The organism is Olivibacter sp. LS-1, assembly GCF_008245145.1.
Lineage (GTDB): Bacteria > Bacteroidota > Bacteroidia > Sphingobacteriales > Sphingobacteriaceae > Olivibacter > Olivibacter oleidegradans.
On the sequence record NZ_CP041643.1, the window covers coordinates 1,355,211 to 1,376,168 of the forward strand.

At 41.6% G+C, this 20,958-nt stretch carries 30 protein-coding genes; 29 read left to right on the forward strand and 1 reads right to left on the reverse strand.

Going from position 1 to position 20,958, the window contains the following annotated elements; genetic code table 11:
- Positions 1-5 precede the first annotated feature (5 nt).
- The 26 genes from rpsC to FKG96_RS05670 all read left to right on the forward strand — a co-directional run bounded on the left by rpsC (position 6) and on the right by FKG96_RS05670 (position 16,581).
- Positions 6-809, forward strand: coding sequence for a 30S ribosomal protein S3 (gene rpsC / locus FKG96_RS05545; protein ID WP_013665006.1), 804 nt, complete (start codon positions 6-8; stop codon positions 807-809).
- Positions 810-863: 54 nt separating this feature from the next.
- Positions 864-1,286 carry a 50S ribosomal protein L16 gene (gene rplP / locus FKG96_RS05550; protein ID WP_013665007.1) on the forward strand — a complete coding sequence of 141 codons (423 nt, stop codon included), beginning with the start codon at positions 864-866 and terminating at the stop codon, positions 1,284-1,286.
- A gap of 163 nt (positions 1,287-1,449) precedes the next feature.
- Positions 1,450-1,680: a 50S ribosomal protein L29 gene (gene rpmC, locus FKG96_RS05555; RefSeq protein WP_013665009.1), complete on the forward strand. Its 231-nt coding sequence runs from the start codon at positions 1,450-1,452 to the stop codon at positions 1,678-1,680.
- A gap of 12 nt (positions 1,681-1,692) precedes the next feature.
- Positions 1,693-1,947: a 30S ribosomal protein S17 gene (rpsQ, locus tag FKG96_RS05560; RefSeq protein WP_013665010.1), complete on the forward strand. Its 255-nt coding sequence runs from the start codon at positions 1,693-1,695 to the stop codon at positions 1,945-1,947.
- Position 1,948: 1 nt separating this feature from the next.
- The gene (gene rplN / locus FKG96_RS05565) at positions 1,949-2,317 is read left to right on the forward strand and encodes a 50S ribosomal protein L14 (RefSeq protein ID WP_013665011.1); all 369 of its coding nucleotides are present in this window, start codon (positions 1,949-1,951) and stop codon (positions 2,315-2,317) included.
- Position 2,318: 1 nt separating this feature from the next.
- Positions 2,319-2,645, forward strand: coding sequence for a 50S ribosomal protein L24 (gene rplX, locus FKG96_RS05570; protein WP_013665012.1), 327 nt, complete (start codon positions 2,319-2,321; stop codon positions 2,643-2,645).
- A complete protein-coding gene (gene rplE / locus FKG96_RS05575) occupies positions 2,645-3,211 on the forward strand; it encodes a 50S ribosomal protein L5 (protein WP_013665013.1) in 567 nt (188 codons plus the stop codon). The genes rplX and rplE overlap by 1 nt, the downstream gene beginning before the upstream one ends.
- Entirely contained in the window at positions 3,204-3,473 is a 270-nt protein-coding gene (gene rpsN, locus FKG96_RS05580; RefSeq protein ID WP_013665014.1) for a 30S ribosomal protein S14, read from the forward strand. The genes rplE and rpsN overlap by 8 nt, the downstream gene beginning before the upstream one ends.
- A 142-nt stretch (positions 3,474-3,615) precedes the next feature.
- Positions 3,616-4,014: a 30S ribosomal protein S8 gene (rpsH, locus tag FKG96_RS05585; RefSeq protein WP_013665015.1), complete on the forward strand. Its 399-nt coding sequence runs from the start codon at positions 3,616-3,618 to the stop codon at positions 4,012-4,014.
- A gap of 18 nt (positions 4,015-4,032) precedes the next feature.
- The gene (rplF, locus tag FKG96_RS05590; RefSeq protein WP_013665016.1) at positions 4,033-4,587 is read left to right on the forward strand and encodes a 50S ribosomal protein L6; all 555 of its coding nucleotides are present in this window, start codon (positions 4,033-4,035) and stop codon (positions 4,585-4,587) included.
- 5 nt (positions 4,588-4,592) lie between these two features.
- Complete coding sequence (gene rplR / locus FKG96_RS05595) at positions 4,593-4,946, forward strand: 50S ribosomal protein L18 (protein ID WP_130854403.1); 354 nt, start codon at positions 4,593-4,595, stop codon at positions 4,944-4,946.
- A gap of 13 nt (positions 4,947-4,959) precedes the next feature.
- Complete coding sequence (gene rpsE, locus FKG96_RS05600) at positions 4,960-5,478, forward strand: 30S ribosomal protein S5 (RefSeq protein ID WP_013665018.1); 519 nt, start codon at positions 4,960-4,962, stop codon at positions 5,476-5,478.
- Positions 5,479-5,482: 4 nt separating this feature from the next.
- Positions 5,483-5,662, forward strand: coding sequence for a 50S ribosomal protein L30 (gene rpmD, locus FKG96_RS05605; RefSeq protein WP_041388049.1), 180 nt, complete (start codon positions 5,483-5,485; stop codon positions 5,660-5,662).
- Between the two features lie 135 nt (positions 5,663-5,797).
- Positions 5,798-6,244 (forward strand): 50S ribosomal protein L15, encoded by a 447-nt coding sequence (rplO, locus tag FKG96_RS05610; protein WP_013665020.1) that lies wholly within the window; start codon positions 5,798-5,800, stop codon positions 6,242-6,244.
- Positions 6,245-6,248: 4 nt separating this feature from the next.
- A complete protein-coding gene (secY, locus tag FKG96_RS05615) occupies positions 6,249-7,580 on the forward strand; it encodes a preprotein translocase subunit SecY (protein WP_013665021.1) in 1,332 nt (443 codons plus the stop codon).
- Positions 7,581-7,588: 8 nt separating this feature from the next.
- A complete protein-coding gene (gene map, locus FKG96_RS05620) occupies positions 7,589-8,374 on the forward strand; it encodes a type I methionyl aminopeptidase (protein ID WP_149105185.1) in 786 nt (261 codons plus the stop codon).
- Between the two features lie 74 nt (positions 8,375-8,448).
- Entirely contained in the window at positions 8,449-8,667 is a 219-nt protein-coding gene (infA, locus tag FKG96_RS05625; protein WP_013665023.1) for a translation initiation factor IF-1, read from the forward strand.
- Positions 8,668-8,811: 144 nt separating this feature from the next.
- Positions 8,812-8,928, forward strand: coding sequence for a type B 50S ribosomal protein L36 (gene ykgO, locus FKG96_RS05630; RefSeq protein WP_013665024.1), 117 nt, complete (start codon positions 8,812-8,814; stop codon positions 8,926-8,928).
- 93 nt (positions 8,929-9,021) lie between these two features.
- Entirely contained in the window at positions 9,022-9,399 is a 378-nt protein-coding gene (gene rpsM, locus FKG96_RS05635) for a 30S ribosomal protein S13 (protein ID WP_130854402.1), read from the forward strand.
- A 16-nt stretch (positions 9,400-9,415) separates the two neighbouring features.
- Entirely contained in the window at positions 9,416-9,805 is a 390-nt protein-coding gene (gene rpsK, locus FKG96_RS05640) for a 30S ribosomal protein S11 (protein WP_013665026.1), read from the forward strand.
- A gap of 66 nt (positions 9,806-9,871) precedes the next feature.
- On the forward strand, positions 9,872-10,480 hold the full coding sequence (gene rpsD, locus FKG96_RS05645) for a 30S ribosomal protein S4 (protein WP_130854401.1): 609 nt from the start codon (positions 9,872-9,874) through the stop codon (positions 10,478-10,480).
- An 83-nt stretch (positions 10,481-10,563) separates the two neighbouring features.
- Entirely contained in the window at positions 10,564-11,556 is a 993-nt protein-coding gene (locus FKG96_RS05650) for a DNA-directed RNA polymerase subunit alpha (protein ID WP_013665028.1), read from the forward strand.
- 191 nt (positions 11,557-11,747) lie between these two features.
- Positions 11,748-12,347 carry a 50S ribosomal protein L17 gene (gene rplQ, locus FKG96_RS05655; protein ID WP_130854400.1) on the forward strand — a complete coding sequence of 200 codons (600 nt, stop codon included), beginning with the start codon at positions 11,748-11,750 and terminating at the stop codon, positions 12,345-12,347.
- Between the two features lie 101 nt (positions 12,348-12,448).
- Positions 12,449-13,648, forward strand: a complete 1,200-nt coding sequence (locus FKG96_RS05660; protein ID WP_149105186.1) for an SAM-dependent methyltransferase — start codon at positions 12,449-12,451, stop codon at positions 13,646-13,648.
- Between the two features lie 241 nt (positions 13,649-13,889).
- Positions 13,890-15,806, forward strand: a complete 1,917-nt coding sequence (gene dnaK / locus FKG96_RS05665; protein WP_013665031.1) for a molecular chaperone DnaK — start codon at positions 13,890-13,892, stop codon at positions 15,804-15,806.
- Between the two features lie 169 nt (positions 15,807-15,975).
- Positions 15,976-16,581, forward strand: a complete 606-nt coding sequence (locus FKG96_RS05670) for an HAD family phosphatase (RefSeq protein ID WP_149105187.1) — start codon at positions 15,976-15,978, stop codon at positions 16,579-16,581.
- Here FKG96_RS05670 and FKG96_RS26660 read toward each other — a convergent pair whose 3' ends face one another.
- A complete protein-coding gene (locus FKG96_RS26660; RefSeq protein WP_013665033.1) occupies positions 16,582-16,752 on the reverse strand; it encodes a hypothetical protein in 171 nt (56 codons plus the stop codon). It lies immediately after the preceding gene.
- A gap of 70 nt (positions 16,753-16,822) precedes the next feature.
- On the opposite strand from FKG96_RS26660, the gene folB reads away from it, so the two are divergent.
- The 3 genes from folB (at position 16,823) to FKG96_RS05685 (ending at position 20,837) form a co-directional block, all read left to right on the forward strand.
- On the forward strand, positions 16,823-17,197 hold the full coding sequence (folB, locus tag FKG96_RS05675) for a dihydroneopterin aldolase (RefSeq protein ID WP_149105188.1): 375 nt from the start codon (positions 16,823-16,825) through the stop codon (positions 17,195-17,197).
- 68 nt (positions 17,198-17,265) lie between these two features.
- Positions 17,266-18,660: an FAD-binding oxidoreductase gene (locus FKG96_RS05680; RefSeq protein ID WP_149105189.1), complete on the forward strand. Its 1,395-nt coding sequence runs from the start codon at positions 17,266-17,268 to the stop codon at positions 18,658-18,660.
- Between the two features lie 146 nt (positions 18,661-18,806).
- Complete coding sequence (locus tag FKG96_RS05685) at positions 18,807-20,837, forward strand: S9 family peptidase (RefSeq protein ID WP_130854396.1); 2,031 nt, start codon at positions 18,807-18,809, stop codon at positions 20,835-20,837.
- Positions 20,838-20,958 lie beyond the last annotated feature (121 nt).

Below are 20,958 nucleotides of genomic sequence, written 5' to 3' on the forward strand. Positions count from 1 at the left end.
GAGAAATGGGACAAAAAGCACATCCAATAGGTAACAGATTAGGAATCATCAAAGGTTGGGATTCTAACTGGTTCGGTGGCAACAACTACTCCGATAAATTAGTTGAAGATGAGAAGATCAGAAAATATCTTTCTGTTCGTATCGCTAAAGGTGGCGTAGCAAAAGTTGTTATCGAGCGTACATTGAAACGTCTTACCGTGACTATCCATACCGCTCGTCCGGGCATCGTTATCGGTAAAGGCGGTCAGGAAGTTGATAAGATAAAAGAAGAGCTTAAGAAGCTTACAAAGAAAGATGTTCAGATCAACATCTTTGAGATTAAACGTCCGGAATTAGATGCTCAATTGGTAGCTGATGGAGTAGCGAAGCAGTTAGAGGCTCGTATCTCTTTCCGTCGCGCCATGAAAACCACAATCGCTTCTACCATGCGTATGGGCGCAGAGGGTATCAAAATCATGTGCTCTGGTCGTTTAGGTGGTGCGGAAATGGCTCGTACCGAGCAATACAAAGAAGGAAGAATTCCTTTGCACACCTTCCGTGCCGACATTGATTATGCATTGGCAGAAGCCCATACTACTTATGGAAAAATAGGTGTTAAAGTATGGATCTGTAAAGGAGAAGTATACGGTAAGCGTGATTTATCTCCGAATGTAGGTCAAGGAAATGTTAAAGGTAGAGGTGAAGGTGCCAGCAACTTTAGCGGTGGAGATCGTAACAGAGGTGGCAACGACCGCAGAAGTGGTGGAAGAAACGATCGCCGTGGCGGACGTGGTGGCAACCGTGGTGGAGCTCCTAAGGGAAAAAACTAATTTAGGTATCATGAATGCTGTCATTAGACAGCTTGTTTAATCATATTAAAGACAATGTTACAGCCAAAAAGAACGAAGTTCAGAAAGATGCAGAAAGGCCGCATGAAGGGTAATGCCGGACGTGGTGCTGAGCTGGCTTTCGGATCTTTCGGTATAAAATCATTAGAACCGGCATGGATTACCAGCCGTCAGATTGAAGCGGCTCGTATTGCGGTAACCCGTTATATGAAACGTGAAGGTCAAGTTTGGATCCGTATCTTCCCCGATAAACCCGTTACAAAGAAACCTGCTGAGGTTCGTATGGGTAAGGGTAAGGGTGCACCCGAGTATTGGGTAGCAGTTGTTCGCCCGGGCCGCATGTTATTTGAGGCAGAAGGGGTTCCTTTGGAAGTGGCGAAAGAAGCTTTGCGCTTAGCTGCTCAGAAGCTTCCGGTACAAACCAAGTTCGTTATACGTAGAGATTACGTAGAAGCATAAATCGTCTAGCCCGCCGTTTGTTGGCGGGCCTGCCGTTACCAGGCCCGTACTAACTGGCTTGAAAAAGCCATAAACAAATTGGTTAAATAGACACAACAACAAATAAGAAGGTGGATAATTCCTGTTAAAAGGTGGATCCATTACTTTAAAACGAATTATTCAAATGAAAAATTCAGAAATTTTAGAATTGTCAAAAGAGGAACTAGTAGCCCGTATCGCAGAAGAAAAGGCTGCCCTCAATAAGTTGAAATTTGCTCATGCTGTTTCTGCTATAGAGAATCCGCTTCGGATTAAAACAGCTAGAAAGTTAATTGCTCGTTTAAATACAGCACTTTCTGCGATTAAAAATGCAGAAGCTAAACAAGCACAGGAAACAGCCGCTGAAGCGCAATAATTTAAGTCGAAAATGGAAAGAAATTTAAGAAAAACAAGGATCGGCTTGGTAGTAAGCAACAAAATGGATAAATCCATTGTAGTGGCTGTTGAACGTAAAGTAAAACACCCTATCTATGGTAAGTTCGTAAAGAAAACTACCAAATTCAAGGCTCATGACGAACAAAACACCTGCGGTATCGGCGATACGGTGTTGATTATGGAAACTCGTCCGCTGAGTAAAACTAAAAATTGGAGATTAGTTGAAATTTTAGAAAGGGCTAAGTAACATGGTACAACAGGAATCAAGACTAACAGTGGCCGACAACAGCGGAGCTAAAGAAGTTTTAGTGATCCGTGTATTGGGCGGTACCGGTAAGCGTTATGCATCATTAGGCGACAAGATCGTTGTAACCGTTAAAAGTGCTATCCCTTCCGGAAACGTAAAGAAAGGAACAGTCTCTAAAGCAGTGGTTGTTAGAACGAAGAAGGAAGTTCGTCGTAAAGACGGTTCCTACATCCGTTTTGATGACAATGCGGCTGTATTGTTAAATAATCAGGATGAACCACGTGGTACACGTATCTTCGGCCCTGTTGCCAGAGAACTTCGTGAAAAACAGTTCATGAAAATTGTATCATTAGCACCGGAGGTTTTATAAAATGGGAAAGATTAAATTAAAAATCCGTAAAGGCGATTTGGTACAGGTTATTGCCGGTGATTCTAAAGGAACACAGGGTAAGGTTTTGGAAGTAATTATCGATAAGAATCGTGCAGTTGTTGAAGGTGCTAATTTAGTATCTAAACATACAAAACCTAATGCAGCCAACCCTAACGGTGGTATTATTAAAAAGGAAGCACCAATTCACATTTCTAACTTGGCATTGATCGACCCTAAGTCGGGTAAAATTACCCGTGTAGGCCGTCAGAAAAATAGCGAAGGAAAGTTAGTTCGTGTGGCTAAAAAATCAGGGGAGGAGATTAAGTAATGACTTACGTACCAAGATTAAAAGCAAAATATAAAGAAGAGATTCGCAGCGCACTGAAAGAGAAGTTTCAGTATAAAAGCGTTATGCAGGTTCCTAAGTTGGTGAAGATTTCAGTTAACCAAGGAGTAGGTGGCGCTACCACCGACAAGAAGTTAATTGAAACGGCTGTCAACGAAATGACCACCATCACAGGACAACAGGCTGTAGCAGCAAAATCGAAAAAGGATATTTCAAACTTTAAATTGCGTAAGGGTATGCCGGTTGGTGTGCACGTAACTTTACGCGATAGCAAAATGTATGAATTCCTGGATCGTCTAATCGCTGTCGCTTTACCACGTATCCGCGACTTTAAAGGTATTAACGATAAAGGGTTTGACGGCCGTGGTAACTATACCCTGGGTGTAACAGAGCAAATTATCTTCCCTGAAATCAATATTGACAAGATCAATAAAATTATGGGTATGGATATTACTTTTGTAACAACGGCAAACACAGACGTTGAAGCGCTGGAATTACTTAAACAGTTCGGTTTACCATTCAAAAATCAAAATACTACTAATGGCTAAAGAAGGAATTAAAGCACGTGAAGTTAAACGTGCCAGATTGGTTGCCAAATACGCTGAGAAGCGTGCTGCTTTAAAAGCAGAAGGTGATTATGCAGCATTAGATAAATTACCAAAAAATGCTTCTCCTGTCCGCTTGCACAACCGTTGCAAATTGACAGGACGTCCTAAGGGGTATATGCGTCAGTTTGGTATTTCACGGGTTACTTTCCGTGAAATGGCCCTAGCTGGTAAGATCCCGGGAGTGAAAAAAGCTTCTTGGTAGTTTTTTTAAGTTATAAGTTATACGTTAGCAAGGCCTTAAAACTTACTACGTACAACTTATAACTTATTACTTATAATACTATTAACCGATAGCAGGTCTGGGGCCATGGGGGCAATGGAAACCACTATCAAATTTTTAACAAATGAATACAGATTCAATAGCAGATTACCTTACACGAGTAAGGAATGCCATTAAGGCCAACCACAGGGTTGTTGAAATTCCTGCATCAAACCTAAAAAAGGAAATCACTAAAGTTCTTTTTGACAAAGGTTACATCGCGAACTACAAGTTTGAGGAGAAAAACGTTCAAGGGTCGATTAAGATTGCCTTGAAATATCATCCGATAACCAAAGTTCCTGCTATTCGCACTTTGACACGTGTGAGTAAACCAGGTTTAAGAAAGTATGCAGGTGTGGAAACTATGCCACGTGTATTAAATGGATTAGGGATTGCCATCTTATCGACTTCAAAAGGAGTCATGACCGATAAGGAAGCAAAGAACCTAAACATTGGTGGTGAAGTTTTATGTTACGTTTATTAATCAGGAGGAAAACACACGATGTCAAGAATTGGAAAAGCACCTATTGCGATCCCTGCCGGTGTTACCGTTACTGTTTCTGAAAAGAACCTGGTAACTGTCAAAGGGCCAAAAGGTGAATTAACACAGCAAGTTGATTCAGCGATCACTGTATCACAAGAGAACGGTAATATTGTAATCAAACGTCCTACAGATAGCAAAAATCACAAGTCATTGCACGGTTTATACAGAGCCTTGATCAATAACATGGTGATTGGTGTTACCGAAGGATACAAAACTACCCAGGAGCTAGTGGGTGTAGGTTACCGCGCAAGTCATCAAGGAAGTACCTTAGACCTAATTTTAGGTTATTCTCACCATATCGTTATGGTATTACCTAAAGAAGTAAAGGTAACTACTACGGCAGAAAAGGGAAAAAACCCGACAATCACGTTAGAATCTATCGATAAGCAATTGATTGGTCAAGTAGCAGCGAAAATCCGTTCGTTACGTGCACCTGAGCCATACAAAGGTAAGGGTATCAAGTTTGCTGGTGAAGTATTAAGAAGAAAAGCAGGTAAATCAGCTAAAAAATAATCATCATGGCAGGAAGTAAATCATCTCGCAGAGAGCGAATTAAAAAAGGGATCAGAAAACACTTATCCGGTTCTGCAGAGCGTCCTCGTCTTTCTGTATATAGAAGCAATAAAGGAATCTATGCACAGGTTATCGATGATGTTACTGGTAAAACCTTAGTTTCCGCATCCTCTTCATCAAAAGATTTCAGTGCAAGTGGCACGAAATCTGAGCAGTCTAAAGCTGTCGGTAAATTAATTGCCGAGAAAGCTAAAGCAGCAGGAATTAACCAAGTAGTTTTTGACCGTAACGGGTATTTATACCACGGCCGCGTTAAGTCGTTGGCCGAAGGTGCTCGTGAAGGCGGTTTAGACTTTTAATTAAAACAGAGAGATGTCAGTAAATAATATTAAACGAGTAAAATCAAGCGAAATCGAACTAAAAGACCGTTTGGTTAGTATTCAACGTGTTGCTAAAGTGACTAAAGGTGGTCGTACGTTTAGTTTCTCGGCTATTGTAGTAGTAGGGGATGAGAACGGTGTAGTAGGTTATGGTTTAGGTAAAGCGAAAGAGGTTACCGAAGCCATCGCCAAAGGTGTTGATGACGCTAAAAAGAACTTGGTCAAAGTTCCTGTAATCAAAGGAACAGTTCCTCATGCGCAATTGGGTAAATATTCCGGTGGTTCCGTTTTGATTAAGCCGGCAGTTCACGGTACAGGAGTACTAGCAGGCGGTGCGATGCGTGCCGTTTTGGAAAGTGCCGGTATCACCGACGTATTGGCAAAATCAACCGGTTCTTCAAACCCTCATAACGTGGTGAAAGCGACAATCGATGCGTTGACAAAAATGCGTGATGCTTATACAGTAGCTCAAAACCGCGGTGTTGATCTAAATAAAGTATTTAATGGATAAGCAAATGGCGAAGATAAAAATCACACAGATTAAAAGCGTAATCGACAGAAGCGAGCGCCAGAAAAGAACCATGCAGGCTCTTGGTTTAACCAAGATCAATAAGTCTGTAGAGGTTGAGGCTACCCCAGCGATTATTGGGATGGTTAGAAAAGTTAACCATTTAGTTGCCGTTGAGAGTTTATAATTTAAAATTATTTTTATAGATTGTCGTCCTTTTCCCTTTTGGTGGAAAGGATGACAATTTTTAGGTAATTTTATCGTTTTAACCGTTCTCCCTGATTAGTGAAAGCGAAGGGAAACATAGAAGTTTGTATTAATCATGAACTTATCAAATTTAAAACCTGCTGCAGGTTCAGTTAAGAGTAGAAAACGTATTGGTCGTGGTACAGGTTCAGGCCGTGGTGGAACATCAACACGTGGACATAAAGGTGCCGGGTCACGTTCCGGAACCAGTACAAAAATCGGGTTTGAAGGTGGGCAGATGCCGCTTCAACGTAGGCTTCCTAAAGTTGGTTTTAAGAATCCTAACCGTGTAGAATATATAGGTATCAACCTAGATGTATTGCAAGGTTTGGCAGAGAAGTATAATTTAACGAGTATTGATTTTGAGTCGCTGAGAGAACACGGCTTGGTATCGAAAAAAGACCTTGTTAAAATACTCGGCCGCGGGGAACTTAAAGCAAAATTAGAAGTTAAAGCACATGCATTCTCTGCTACTGCGCAAAAGCAAATTGAAGCTGCAGGCGGTTCGATCGTAAAACTTTAATTAAATGAAGAAGCTAATCACAACCTTAACCAATATATGGAAGATCGAAGACTTAAGAACGCGTATTTTAAATACGCTTCTATTTCTTTTGATTTACCGTGTAGGTTCTCATATCGTATTACCCGGTGTTAATCCGCAGTCGCTCAGTCAGGAAGCGAAGGATGGTATATTGGGTTTACTTAATATGTTTGCCGGTGGGTCTTTCTCCCGTTCGGCAATATTTGCGTTAGGGGTAATGCCTTACATCTCTGCATCCATCGTGGTGCAGCTCTTAGGTATTGCCGTTCCGTATTTTCAGAAACTACAAAAAGAAGGCGAAAGTGGACGGAAGAAGATGACACAGATAACCCGTTACTTGACCCTTGCTATTACCCTTGTTCAAGCCGTAGCTTATTTAAGGTCGCAGATTAGCCCGGAAGCCAAAACGATGGATGAACCGTTCTTTACGCTTGTTGGTACCTTCATTTTAACCGCAGGAACCATGTTTGTGATGTGGTTAGGGGAGAAGATTACTGATAAAGGTATCGGGAACGGTATTTCTTTGATCATCATGGTGGGTATCATTGCACAATTGCCGAGTGGTATGTTGAGTGAATGGGCTTCACGCATGGATGGTCATGGTGGCTTAATTCCCTTCATTGTTGAGATAGCAGCTTTGTTCTTTGTGGTGGTGTTTACGATCCTTATCGTACAAGGTGTCCGTAAGATCCCGGTACAGTACGCCAAGAAAATTGTTGGTAACAAGCAATACGGGGGGGTACGGCAATACATACCATTAAAAGTGAACTCAGCCGGTGTAATGCCCATCATCTTTGCGCAAGCAATTATGTTTATACCCACTACGTTGGCCCAATTTTTTCCGAATCTTCAATCATCGTTTTTGACTTCATTGAGTAACTTTACTTCCGTAGCGTATAATGTAACGTTTGCGATTTTAATTATTGCCTTTACGTTTTTCTATACAGCTATTATGGTGAACCCTCAGCAGATGTCGGATGACATGAAGAAAAATGGAGGTTTCATTCCTGGGGTAAAACCCGGTTTGGCTACCAGTGGTTATATTGATAGTGTCATATCCAAAATCACATTGCCGGGATCGATTTTCTTAGCAATCATTGCAATATTGCCCGCGATTGCTAGTTTATTAGGCGTTAACAGTCAATTTGCACATTTTTACGGAGGTACTTCTTTACTGATTTTAGTAGGAGTAGTGCTTGATACACTTCAACAGATAGAAAGTCATTTGCTCATGCGCCACTATGACGGTTTGATGAAAACCGGTCGCGTTAAGGGTCGTACTGCTGTAGCAAGTGGTGTAGCAGATCCAACAATATAGAGGCGAGCATGTCGAAATTGATTTATAAGTCAGACGAAGATATCGAACAGATCCGCAAAAGTGCCGATGTACTTTCCAGAACACTGGCGGAAATAGCAAAAGAAATAGAACCGGGAGTAAAAACCATTGACTTGGATAAATTAGCATTTACATTTATTCAGGACCATGGCGGAACTCCCGCTTTTCTCAACTATAACGGATTCCCATATTCGCTTTGTATTTCAGTAAACGACCAGATTGTTCATGGTTTCCCCGGGAGTTATGAATTGAAAGAGGGAGATATCATCAGTGTCGATGGCGGTGTAGTATTGAATGGTTACATCAGTGATTCAGCTTATACGTTTTCCGTAGGAGCCGTATCTGCAGAGGTAGATCAACTCTTGCGTGTAACGAAGGAGAGTTTGGATAAAGGCGTAGAACAGGCAGTTGTGGGAAAGCGGGTAGGCGATATTTCCTTTGCTGTACAGGAGCATGTGCGTACTTACGGCTATGGAATTGTAAAGGAGTTGGTTGGCCATGGGGTGGGGATCCACCTTCATGAGAAACCGGAAGTGCCAAATTATGGACAGCGCGGCAAGGGAACGAAGTTGGAGCGGGGAATGGTCATCGCGATCGAGCCTATGATCAATTTAGGGAAAGCCGGCGTTCGTTTTTGGGAGGATGGTTGGACCGTCAGTACAATTGATGAAAAACCATCGGCTCATTTTGAGCATACCGTAGCAGTAAGTAAAGGCAAAGCTGATGTTTTAACCACCTTTTCATACATTGAAGAAGTTTTAAACAAAAAAGGTTGATAATCAGCATTTTTATTTTTAACTTTGCATCCCTGTTTGTGCAGGGTTTATAAATACATAATAATCAATAACATATGGCTAAACAAGCCTCTATTGAACAAGACGGCGTCATTAAAGAAGCATTATCGAATGCTATGTTTCGTGTAGAGTTGGAAAATGGACACGAAATTATCGCACATATATCCGGCAAGATGCGGATGCATTACATTAAGATATTGCCGGGGGATAGGGTAAAGTTAGAGATGTCTCCTTACGATTTAACAAAAGGTAGAATAACATATCGGTATAAATAAGGAGAACAGAACAGGCAATTGATGCGCCCTTTGTTCGCTTGTGATCTATAGGTTTTAAACGATTGTTCTCGGTGAACATAATAAATACGGCATCGAAAGAAAGATTCCGTTAACAAAACGAATAATAACGAATAATTATAAGAGATGAAAGTTAGAGCATCTATCAAAAAACGTAGCGCTGATTGTAAAATCATCCGCCGTAAAGGAAAAGTATTTGTAATTAACAAAAAGAATCCTAAGTTTAAACAACGTCAGGGATAACATTTAGAGGTAAATAGGTGTGAGGAAAAAGGCAAAAGGTTTTCTTTATTGCTTAGACCTTAAACCTTAAGCCTTTTAACCGTAATAATAAATATGGCAAGGATAGCAGGTATAGATTTACCAAGAAACAAAAGAGGAGTAATCGGACTTACTTATATCTATGGTATCGGTCTTTCAACCGCAAAGAGCATTTTAGCTGAAGCGGGTATTGATGAGGATACAAAGGTACAGGAATGGACTGATGATCAGTTAACAGCAATTCGTACAATCATCAACGATCGTGTAAAAGTAGAAGGTGCTTTGCGTTCGGAGGTACAGCTAAACATTAAGCGTTTAATGGATATCGGCTGTTACCGTGGTTTACGTCATCGTAAGGGTTTACCACTTCGTGGGCAACGTACAAAGAACAACTCACGTACCCGTAAAGGAAAGCGTAAGACTGTTGCTAACAAGAAAAAAGCTACTAAATAATAATTGATACAATACAATGGCTAAAAGTAAAAAAGTAACCAAGAAGCGTATTGTGGTGATTGAACCTGTTGGTCAGGCTCATATCAATGCAACCTTTAACAATATCATTGTAACACTTACCAACAACCAAGGTCAAACAATTTCTTGGTCGTCTGCCGGTAAAATGGGCTTCAAAGGTTCGAAAAAGAACACCCCTTATGCTGCCTCACAGGCTGCTAGCGATTGTGGTAAAGTTGCGCATGATTTAGGCTTGCGTAAAGTTGAAGTTTTTGTAAAAGGACCAGGTGCCGGACGTGAGTCTGCCATTCGTACTTTACAAACTCAGGGTATTGAGGTGACTTCAATAAAAGATATTACCCCACTTCCGCACAATGGTTGTCGTCCACCAAAAAGGAGAAGAGTTTAATTAACGGATTTTTAAAGCTAAGATTCTCTAGCCTTGGGTTAGATGATACTTTAAAAGAGAAAAAAAATGGCAAGATATACCGGACCTAAGTCCAAAATAGCCCGTAAATTCAGAGAACCGATTTTTGGTCCTGATAAAGCATTAGAGCGTAAAAATTACCCTCCGGGTATGCACGGAGTTTCAAAACGCCGTGGTAAACAGTCTGAATACGCTATTCAGCTGCAAGAAAAACAAAAAGCAAAATATACCTATGGTGTATTAGAGCGTCAGTTCGCTAACCTTTTCGATAAAGCTGCTTCAAAAGAAGGCATTACAGGGGAGAACTTGCTCAAATTCTTAGAGGCTCGTTTAGATAATACGGTCTTTCGTTTAGGTATTGCACCTACACGTGCCGGAGCCCGTCAATTAGTAGGACACAAACATATCACCGTAAACGGTCAGGTAGTCAACATTCCTTCGTACAGCGTACGCCCCGGCGATGTTATCGCTGTTAGAGAGCGTTCTAAAACGTTGGAAGCTGTTGCGAATTCCGTTGCCGGTAGAAAACAAAATAAATATAGCTGGTTAGAATGGGATGCTAACGGACTTACAGGTAAGTTCTTGAATTATCCTAACCGCGATGAGATTCCTGAAAATATCAAGGAACAGCTAATCGTTGAGTTGTATTCTAAATAGTTTATACAGCAAACAAGTATCCGGTTCATTCCGGGTACTTGTTTGCTTGCAATCATTTCAATCAAACAATTAATTAGAAATAAATGGCAATCTTAGCATTTCAGAAACCGGATAAAGTTATTATGCAAAAATCCACGGATTTTGACGGAACGTTTGAATTTCGACCGTTAGAGCCGGGTTTCGGTGTAACCATAGGTAATGCTCTACGCCGTATTTTGTTATCTTCATTAGAAGGTTATGCAATTACTTCTGTTCGTTTCTCCGGTGTCTCACATGAATTTTCTACCATCACTGGGGTAGTAGAGGATGTGACTGAGATTATCCTGAATCTTAAACAGGTACGTTTTAAGAAAACAGGAGAATCAGGAGATTCAGAAAAGATTTTTGTTGTAATCAACGGTCAAGATCAATTTAAAGCTGGAGATATTACCAGTCATTCTAACAACTTTACTGTACTCAATCCTGACTTGGTTATTTGTAATATGGAGAGCTCTGTAACTTTGGAAGTAGAGTTAACCGTAAACAAAGGCCGTGGTTATGTCAATGCTGAAGAGAATAAAGTTGCCGATGCAGCAGTAGGGGTTATCGCAATTGACTCTATCTATACACCGATCAAGAATGTGAAATATACGATCGAGAACTTCCGTGTAGAGCAGAAAACAGATTACGAGAAGCTTTTATTGGATATTTCTACTGATGGTTCAATCCATCCGGAAGATGCATTGAAAGAAGCTGCTAAAATCTTAATTCATCACTTTATGTTATTCTCGGATGAGAACATTCTATTGGAATCTCAAACGAAGGAGGAGACAAAAGAGGTGGATGAGGAAATCTTGCATATGCGTAAGATCTTGAAAACTGAATTGGTTGACTTAGATCTTTCTGTACGTGCATTAAATTGTTTAAAAGCTGCTGACATCCGTAGCTTAGCCGAGTTGGTTTCTTATGATGTAGCTGATATGCTTAAGTTTAGAAACTTCGGTAAAAAATCTCTTACAGAGATTCAAGAACTTGTAAAATCTAAAGGTTTGTCCTTCGGTATGAATTTGTCGAAATACAAACTGGATGAAGAATAAATAGGAATAATTAAGCGACCTGTTGCATAATTCCTCTTGTAAAGTAAAAAGTAAAAGCTTGCCTCCCGTAGGGACGGTAAAAATTAAAAAGGTACGCTTTGTGCCGCATGAAAGATGAGCTGTAATGGTTTTTTAATTTTGGCTTTTGACTTTTGAATTAGACAAGAACGGTATGCACAAAACAAAGAACAATGAGACACGGAAAAAAAATTAATCACTTAGGCCGCACAGCTAGCCATCGTAAGGCCCTATTGTCTAACATGGCCGTATCGCTTATCAAACATAAGCGCATCGTAACTACCTTAGCAAAAGCAAAGGCGCTTCGTACATATGTAGAGCCTTTGATCACTAAATCAAAGAGCGATACTACGCATTCTCGTCGTACTGTATTCAGCTACGTAAAAGACAAAGAAGCAGTAACCATCCTGTTCCGCGAGATTTCCGAGAAAGTGGCTAATCGTCCGGGTGGTTATACACGTATTATCAAGTTGGCAAACCGTCCCGGCGACAATGCAGAAGTAGCATTGATCGAATTGGTCGACTACAACGAAGTATACGCTACCGGTGGTGCGAAGGTTGAGAAGAAATCGACTCGTCGTCGTGGTGCAAAGAAAAAGGCATCGGCAAAGGCTGATGAGCAAGAAGTAGTAGCTACTGCTGAAGAAGCTACTGCACCAGTTGAGGAAGCTCCTGCCGCAGAAGAAACTGCTGAAGAGGCTCCTAAACAGAAAAAAGCAAAGGCAAAAGCTGAACCGGAAGCTTCCGCTGAAGAGGCAAAGGATGCCGAGTAATTGCTTTGTAGCATTTAATCATCGAAAATCCCCTTTTTAGGGGATTTTTTGTTTATCGCATATGCAAGATCAACCGGAAGCTTTTATAAAAAGGCAATTGTATGGAAAATCCCACATCGATCGAAACATTCATTTTTCAGTTGAAGTCGAGCCTACAGGAAGATAACTTTGTTAAATTGTCGCTCGGAAATTACCGGGGAGATGAGCATGAGTTAAAACAAATCCATGTAAGGCTCATCCTGGTGAAACGCGAACCCAAGTTAAACTTTACCCATCGCTTCCGTCGGCGCGACCTGGTTAAAAATTTGGATATTGAAACAGGTGTCGCACAAGTTGAGAGCTACCTGAAGCATGGATTTTATGCTGCTACCTTATTTACTACAAATAATGACTTTTATTGGACGCGTAACCAAAGTGGGCAGGAGAGGTTACAGGTTAAAACGGCGTCTATTAAACAGCAGCCATCTTTGGCGCACGATAAAGAAAAGCATCGACTGATTAAGCCCGGGACTAACAAAAGCTACTTGCACGAGCTAAGAATTACGGACGCCACCGGGCAAGTCTATAAAAATGCCCAAGATAAATTTAAGCAAATTAATCACTATATAGAGCTATTGCGTCCTTTGATTCAGGATATAGGCAAGGAAAACCTGAAGAAAGTGGTGGATATGGGGTCGGGAAAAGGCTATTTGACCTTTGCACTCTATGACTACCTCTACAACGTGTTGGGATTGAAGGAAGTGGAAGTTACAGGTGTTGAATTTCGCGAAGATTTAGTAAGCTTGTGTAACCGCATTGCACAACAAGCTGCATTTCCTTTGTTAAAGTTTCAGCAAGGTGCCATTGTGGAGTATGATGAGCCAAACATGGATATGTTAGTGGCTTTACATGCCTGTGACACGGCGACTGATGATGCAATCTATCAAGGTATTAAGGCCGGCGCAAAGCTTATAGTCGTAGCGCCTTGCTGTCACAAACAAGTCAGACGGCAAATGGAAAGGGCTGTGATGACTGCCGAAATTCAACCTATTACGCGATTTGGCATCTTTTTAGAACGACAGGCTGAAATGTTGACAGATGCTTTAAGGACGTTATTCCTGGAGTATTACGGCTATAAAACCAAAGTGCTCGAATTTATATCCGATGCACACACACCAAAAAATGTGCTGATCGTGGCCAGTAAAACATCATCCATACCGGCAGAACGCCGAAAGCAGATTCTATTACAGATTAACCAAACAAAGGCTTTTTTTGGTTTGGAGAAACACTATTTGGAGTCTTTATTGCAATTGGAGAACTAATTGATACGCATTGTGATGCTGTTTACTAGGTTATCGAAAACTAAGTTGACCCTGCTTGCATCATTCAGTAGCTATGTTGAAGAATAGCTTCACATAACGCTGCTATACTTTTTCGTATCATAAAAAGGAGCCTTTGCCTGAGAGGCAAGCGGGCTGACATTATGTCGTAAACGTGAACTTGGCACAGGCATTGATAATTTGTATTAGAAAACAGCAAATTGTAAATATAAACAAATAAGATATGTCTAAAATTATTGGAATTGACTTAGGTACTACCAACTCTTGCGTCGCTGTAATGGAAGGTAATGAGCCGGTAGTTATAGCAAACAATGAAGGTAAACGTACCACACCTTCTATCATAGGTTTTGTAGATAATGGTGAACGTAAGGTGGGAGATCCTGCTAAACGTCAGGCCATTACCAATCCTCAAAAGACTGTTTACTCCATTAAGCGCTTTATGGGTAGACGTTTTGATGAAGTGACCGAAGAAGCCGCCCGAGTACCTTATAAAGTAGTAAAAGGCGACAATAATACACCTCGCGTTGAAATTGGTGATCGGAAATACACACCACAAGAGCTTTCTGCCATGATTTTGCAGAAGATGAAAAAGACGGCAGAAGATTTTTTGGGTCAGGAGGTAACAGAAGCCGTTATTACTGTTCCAGCCTACTTTAACGATGCCGAACGCCAGGCTACTAAAGAAGCAGGCGAAATCGCCGGGTTAAATGTTAAACGTATCATTAATGAGCCTACAGCCGCTGCCTTAGCTTATGGTTTGGATAAGGCGCACAAGGACATGAAGATTGTTGTGTTCGACTGCGGTGGTGGTACGCATGACGTTTCCGTTCTTGAGTTAGGTGATGGTGTATTTGAAGTGAAATCTACAGACGGCGATACCCATCTAGGGGGGGACGACTTCGATCAAGTAATTATTGATTGGTTAGTTGAAGAATTTAAGAGCGATAATGGCGGATTGGATTTAAGTAAAGATGCCATGGCTTTGCAACGCTTGAAAGAAGCTGCAGAGAAAGCAAAGATCGAACTTTCCAGCACATCTTCTACCGAAATCAATTTACCATATATCACGGCTGATGCAACCGGGCCAAAGCACTTGGTGCGTAACTTAAGCCGTGCTAAATTCGAGTCTTTGGCTTCAGACTTAATCAAACGTACCATCGATCCTTGTAGATCAGCCTTGAAAAATGCCGGTCTTTCAACCAGTGAAATCGATGAAATTATTCTGGTAGGTGGTTCTACTCGTATTCCGGCTATACAAGAAGCAGTGAAGAGCTTCTTCGGTAAGGAGCCTTCTAAAGGGGTTAACCCGGATGAGGTGGTTGCTTTAGGGGCAGCTATTCAAGGCGGTGTATTAACCGGTGAAGTGAAAGATGTATTGCTATTAGACGTAACGCCTTTGTCATTGGGTATTGAAACCATGGGAGGTGTAATGACTAAGCTGATTGAAGCAAATACAACGATCCCAACTAAAAAATCGGAAGTGTTCTCCACGGCTTCGGATAACCAGCCCTCGGTAGAGATTCATATTTTGCAAGGGGAACGTCCTATGGCGGCACAGAACCGTACGATTGGTCGTTTCCACTTAGATGGAATTCCGGCAGCACCTCGTGGCGTGCCACAAATTGAAGTAACATTTGATATTGATGCAAACGGTATTTTACACGTATCCGCGAAAGATAAAGCAACCGGGAAAGAACAAAAAATCCGTATCGAAGCTTCTTCAGGCTTAAGTGATGAGGAAATCAAGAAAATGAAGGCCGACGCAGAAGCGAATGCTGACGCAGATAGAAAAGCCAAAGAAGAAGTGGATAAGCTAAATGCAGCAGATGCGCTTATCTTCTCCACAGAGAAACAGTTGAAAGAGTATGGCGATAAAATCAGTGCCGACAAGAAAGCACCGATCGAAAGTGGTTTGGCCAAATTAAAAGAGGCTTACGCTGCTAAAGATTTCGCGGCCTTGGAAACTGCACAAACAGAATTGCAAGCATCTTGGAATGCAGCTTCTGAAGAAATGTACAAAGCTTCTCAGGAAGCCGGTGCTCAGGGTGCCCCTCAGGGAGAAGCACAACAGCCTGGCAATACCGGAGATGAAGTAACTGATGTAGATTTTGAGGAAGTAAAAGATGATGATAAAAAATAAGTTTTTTTTCAATTCTTAATAAAGAAGCCGCAATATTCATTGCGGCTTTTTTTATGTTCGATAATTGTGTTTCGCATTTTTTTATTAGTTCCTTTTTGGGAACAAACAAGTGTAGCGCTTTTTTGCATATTCAGACAAATTAGCTAAGTTTAGCCAATAAACTTTAGCTATGTTCAAGAACATTATCTTCGATTTCGGAGGCGTTTTAGTCGACTGGAACCCCAAGTATCTTTATAAAAAACTTTTTGCTGAGGAGGCAGCGATGGAGGAATTCCTGGGGAATGTTTGTACATCCGACTGGAATGAGCAGCAAGATGAAGGCCGAACCCTCAAGGAAGGAACTGAGGCCCTTGTTCAATGTTTTCCGGAAAAAAAGGAGCTAATTGAAGCCTATTATGGCCGTTGGGAAGAGATGTTGGCAGGACCGATAGCAGGAACCGTTGCGATCCTGGAACAGTTGAAAAAATCCGGAAAACACAAACTGTTCGGACTCACGAATTGGTCGGCAGAAACATTCCCCATTGCTCTACGGCGATTTGACTTCTTTAGCCTTTTTGACGGCATCCTAGTTTCAGGTACCGAACGTTTAAGAAAGCCACATCCTGCCTTCTATCAGTTATTGCTGGATCGATATCACTTAATGGCGAATGAATGCCTTTTTATCGACGACAATATAAGAAACACAGATGCGGCCCGTCAATTCGGTATACAAAGTATTACTTTTGAAAACCCCGATCAGTTGAAGGAAGAACTGATTCGCTTACAGGTTTTATAACTAACGCCTTGCTTTACTGATCAGCCATACGATAATGGCAATGACGATGATAACTAAAAAGACGCCAACATACACGCCGCCTTTAAATACTCCGGCAATAAAGTCACAACTGCTAATGCTTGTGAGCAGGATAATTGCTGCAGGCCAAATGATATAATTGCTTCGACTCATAAAATCTTTTTTTATACAACCATCCGACGGGCAAAAAAGTTTTGAGTAGGAAAATGCTTAAGTTTGTTGGATGGAGCAATATAAGAGAAAAATAGCACTGACAAATGCTCGTTTTTATGCTTACCATGGCTATTATCCCGAAGAGCAGATGCTTGGAAACGAGTTTTTTTTAGATATCATTTGCTTTGTAAGCAACCCTACATTGAATACGGATGATAATTTGGTGAAAACGATCAATTATGAAGAGCTTTATCGCATTGCCAAAGAGGAGATGGCTCAACCGAAAAAACTGTTGGAAACGGTTGTGGATAACATACTTAATAGTATTAAGGTAAATTTCCATGAGGTAAATGAAATAGAGGTATCCCTAAGAAAAAGTAATCCGCCTTTCGGTGGAGATGCTGCAACTGCTGAAGTAAGTTTATACTGGCAATCGGGCACTTAAGGTTATAGCTTCGTAATATAAACCGAAATCGGGCTGACTTTTGACAGCCGAAAGCTGAACGCTAAAACATGTTGAATAAAATTACACCGGATATTCTGCAATTATTCAAGCAGGCGATAAACGAAGATCGTTTAGTGAGCGATCCCGCTGTATTGCAAGACTACGCGCATGACGAGACAGAAGATTTACACTATTCACCAGACCTTATTGCCCTACCGGAAACGGCAGAAGAGGTAGCTGCTCTCCTAAAAATCTGCCATGAGCACAGCGTCCCTGTTACACCTCGGGGCGCCGGTACCGGGCTATCGGGCGGCTCCCTGGCTATTTATGGAGGCTTGATGATCGCGATGCAACGTATGAACAAGATTATAGCCATCGATGAAAGAAATTTGCAGGCAACTGTTGAACCCGGCGTTGTTACAGAAGAGTTAATCAATTTAGCTGCTACGAAGGATCTTCTGTACCCCGTTGATCCGGCCAGCAAAGGATCTTGCTTCATCGGCGGGAACATTTCTCATGGCAGCGGTGGCCCGCGTGTTGTGAAATACGGAACAATCCGCGAATATGTACTCAATTTACAGGTGGCCCTCCCTACGGGAGAACTGATTTGGACAGGTGCAAACACCTTGAAATATGCGTCGGGCTATAACCTTACTCAACTATTTATCGGTTCAGAAGGCACCTTGGGTATTATTTGTAAAGCAGTGCTTAAATTAATTCCGAAACCTAAGCAAGACTTATTACTTTTCGCTTCCTTTGCATCCAATGAGGAAGCCTGCGAAGCAGTTGGTGCCATTTTTAGAAAAGGTATTATTCCATCCGCTGTAGAGTTTATGGAGCGAAAGGGCGTTGAATGGGTCATCTCTTATGATCAGGTTCAATTTAATCTTCTTCCGGAAATGGAAGCTTTCTTATTAATTGAGTTGGATGGAAACAGCCTCGACGAGCTGATGCTGCAATGTGAAGAGGTGAACCAAGTACTGGAAGAAAAAAACTGCTTGGATGTTTTGTTGGCAGACACGGCTAACCAGAAAGAAACCTTGTGGCGCCTACGTCGTACCATGCCTGTATCGGTGAAAGCCAATTCCATTTATAAAGAAGAAGATACGGTAGTTCCACGTGCAACGCTGCCCACCTTGATTAGAGGTATCAAAGCAATCGGCACACGCTATGGCTTTGAATCGATCTGTTACGGTCATGCGGGCGATGGCAATCTGCATGTTAATATTATCAAGGGAGAAATGACTGAGCACGACTGGCACCATAAGCTGAAGGAAGGAATCAAAGAAATATTCGACTTAACCATCGAGCTGGGCGGAACTATTTCCGGCGAACATGGTATCGGTTTGGTTCAAAAAGAATATATGCCCTTAAAGTATTCCGCCCTCCATTTAGACCTCATGCGCGGTATCAAAAAGGTGTTTGACCCGAAAGGCATCCTGAATCCGGGAAAGATATTTTAAGGGTGTCCGGCAAGCGGAGCTCGGGCACACCCGTAAAGTACGGTGTTTATAGCTTAGTTATAGTGAAAGCCAGCCAATGAGCAGATGCGATCGGTAGCTTTTTTCCTTTTGAATTTTTAATTTTGACTTTTGAACTTTTCACACACATGAACAAAACCTTAATTTTAGCGACTATTTTGGCAGCAGGATCTGTAAAAGCACAGCAACCGCTCACGCCCGAACTATTATGGAAATTGGGACGGGTTAGCGCAGAGGCGGTAACGCCCGATAAGAAATATGCCATTTATGGCGTTACACACTACAATCTGGCGGAAAATAATAGTGAACGTAATCTTTATAAAATTCCGTTAAATGGTGGCAAGGCCTTGCAACTGACTAAAAGCCAAGGAGGTGAAACACTCGTTCATTTGGAACAAAACGGCAATATACTTTACTTAAGTAAGGGCCAATTGTGGCTTCTGGAATCGGGTAAAGAAGAACCTAAACAGCTGACGAAATTTGATGGGGAATTGAGTAATGTTAAAATTTCACCAAATGGACAGTATATCTTATTCTCTCAGGAAGTAGCCTTGCAAAAAGTGCAAAGCGCCGATAAGTATGAGGATCTTAAGAAATCCGATGCCTACATTTTCAATTCCTTGAATAATCGCCATTGGGACACTTGGTTTAATGGGAAGTTTTCCCACGTTTTTTATGCAAGCTATCAAAACGGCATAATTGGTAAGCCGGTTGACATCATGGCTGATGAGCCTTACTTCACCCCGCAACAACCATTCGGAGGTGCGGAAGATATGGTTTGGAGCCCCGACAGTAAGCAAATCATCTATGTTTGCAAAAAGAAATTCGGAACAGACTATGCACAAAGTACCAATACCGATCTCTATGCTTACGATATCGAGCGCAAACAAACCAAAAATCTAAGCGACGGAATGATGGGTTACGATGTAGCACCGGCTTTTAGTAAGGATGCTAACTACCTGGCTTGGTTGAGCATGAAAGAAGATGGTTACGAATCGGATAAAAATGATCTAATTGTCCGCGATCTGAAAACGTCAACAACCTATAACTTAACCAAGGATTGGGATGAGACGGTAGGTGGTTTCCTTTGGAGTGCAGACGGCTCCAAAATTTGGTTTACAGCTCCCACCGCAGGAACGATTCAACTTTTTGAAATCGCACTTTCAAAAGATTTAAGCAAAGTTGGCGCTAAACAGGTGAAACAATTAACCAAGGGCGATTATGATATCACTTCGGTAAATGGTGAAAGCGGTGACCTATTGCTTGTAAGTCGGACCGATATGAACCATGCAGCCGAACTCTACACATTTAACCGTAAATCTAAAGAACTGAAGCAATTGAGCCATGTAAACGATGAATTGAACGCTTCGATCGCCCAGAGCAAGGTGGTAGGTCGTATCACCAAAGCAACAGACGGAAAAGATCTCTTTTCGTGGGTCATTTACCCACCTGATTTTGATGCCAATAAGAAATATCCGACTTTGTTGTATTGTCAAGGCGGGCCACAGGCAGCTTTATCGCAATTCTACTCTTTCCGATGGAATATGCAGTTAATCGCCGCACAAGGCTATATTGTGGTAGCACCCAACAGGAGAGGAATGCCCGGACACGGTGTGGAATGGAATCGCTCTATTAGCGGCGATTGGGGAGGACAGCCTATTCGCGATTATTTAAGTGCCATTGATGATGTAGCCAAAGAGCCTTATGTCGACAAAAATCGATTGGGTGCTGTAGGTGCAAGCTACGGAGGCTATTCGGTATTTATGCTTGCAGGAGTACACGAAAATAGATTCAAAACCTTTATTGCACATGATGGCCTTTTCGATACACGCAGTTGGTATGGCACTACGGAAGAACTTTTCTTTGCCAACAAGGAACTGGGAGGCAACTATTGGCAGCAACCCACACCGAAAGCTTATACACAATTTAATCCGATAAGCTACGCAGATAAATGGGACACACCTATATTAATTGTACAGGGCGGGAAGGATTTTCGTGTGGGCATCGAACAAGGTTTAGGAGCTTTCCAGTTGGCGCAGCTAAAAGGAATAAAAAGCAGATTGCTTTATTTCCCCGAAGAGAACCATTGGGTATTGCAACCTCAGAATGCCATTGTATGGCAACGTGAATTCTTCACTTGGTTGAAGGAAACGCTTTAGGTTCGTTGAGTAGTAGAGTAGTTAAATAGTTAATAAGGGAATAGTGAATAGCCCTTATTAACTACTCCATATTAACCAATTCCCGCCATTTACTAACTACTTAACTACTTCGCCACTTAAC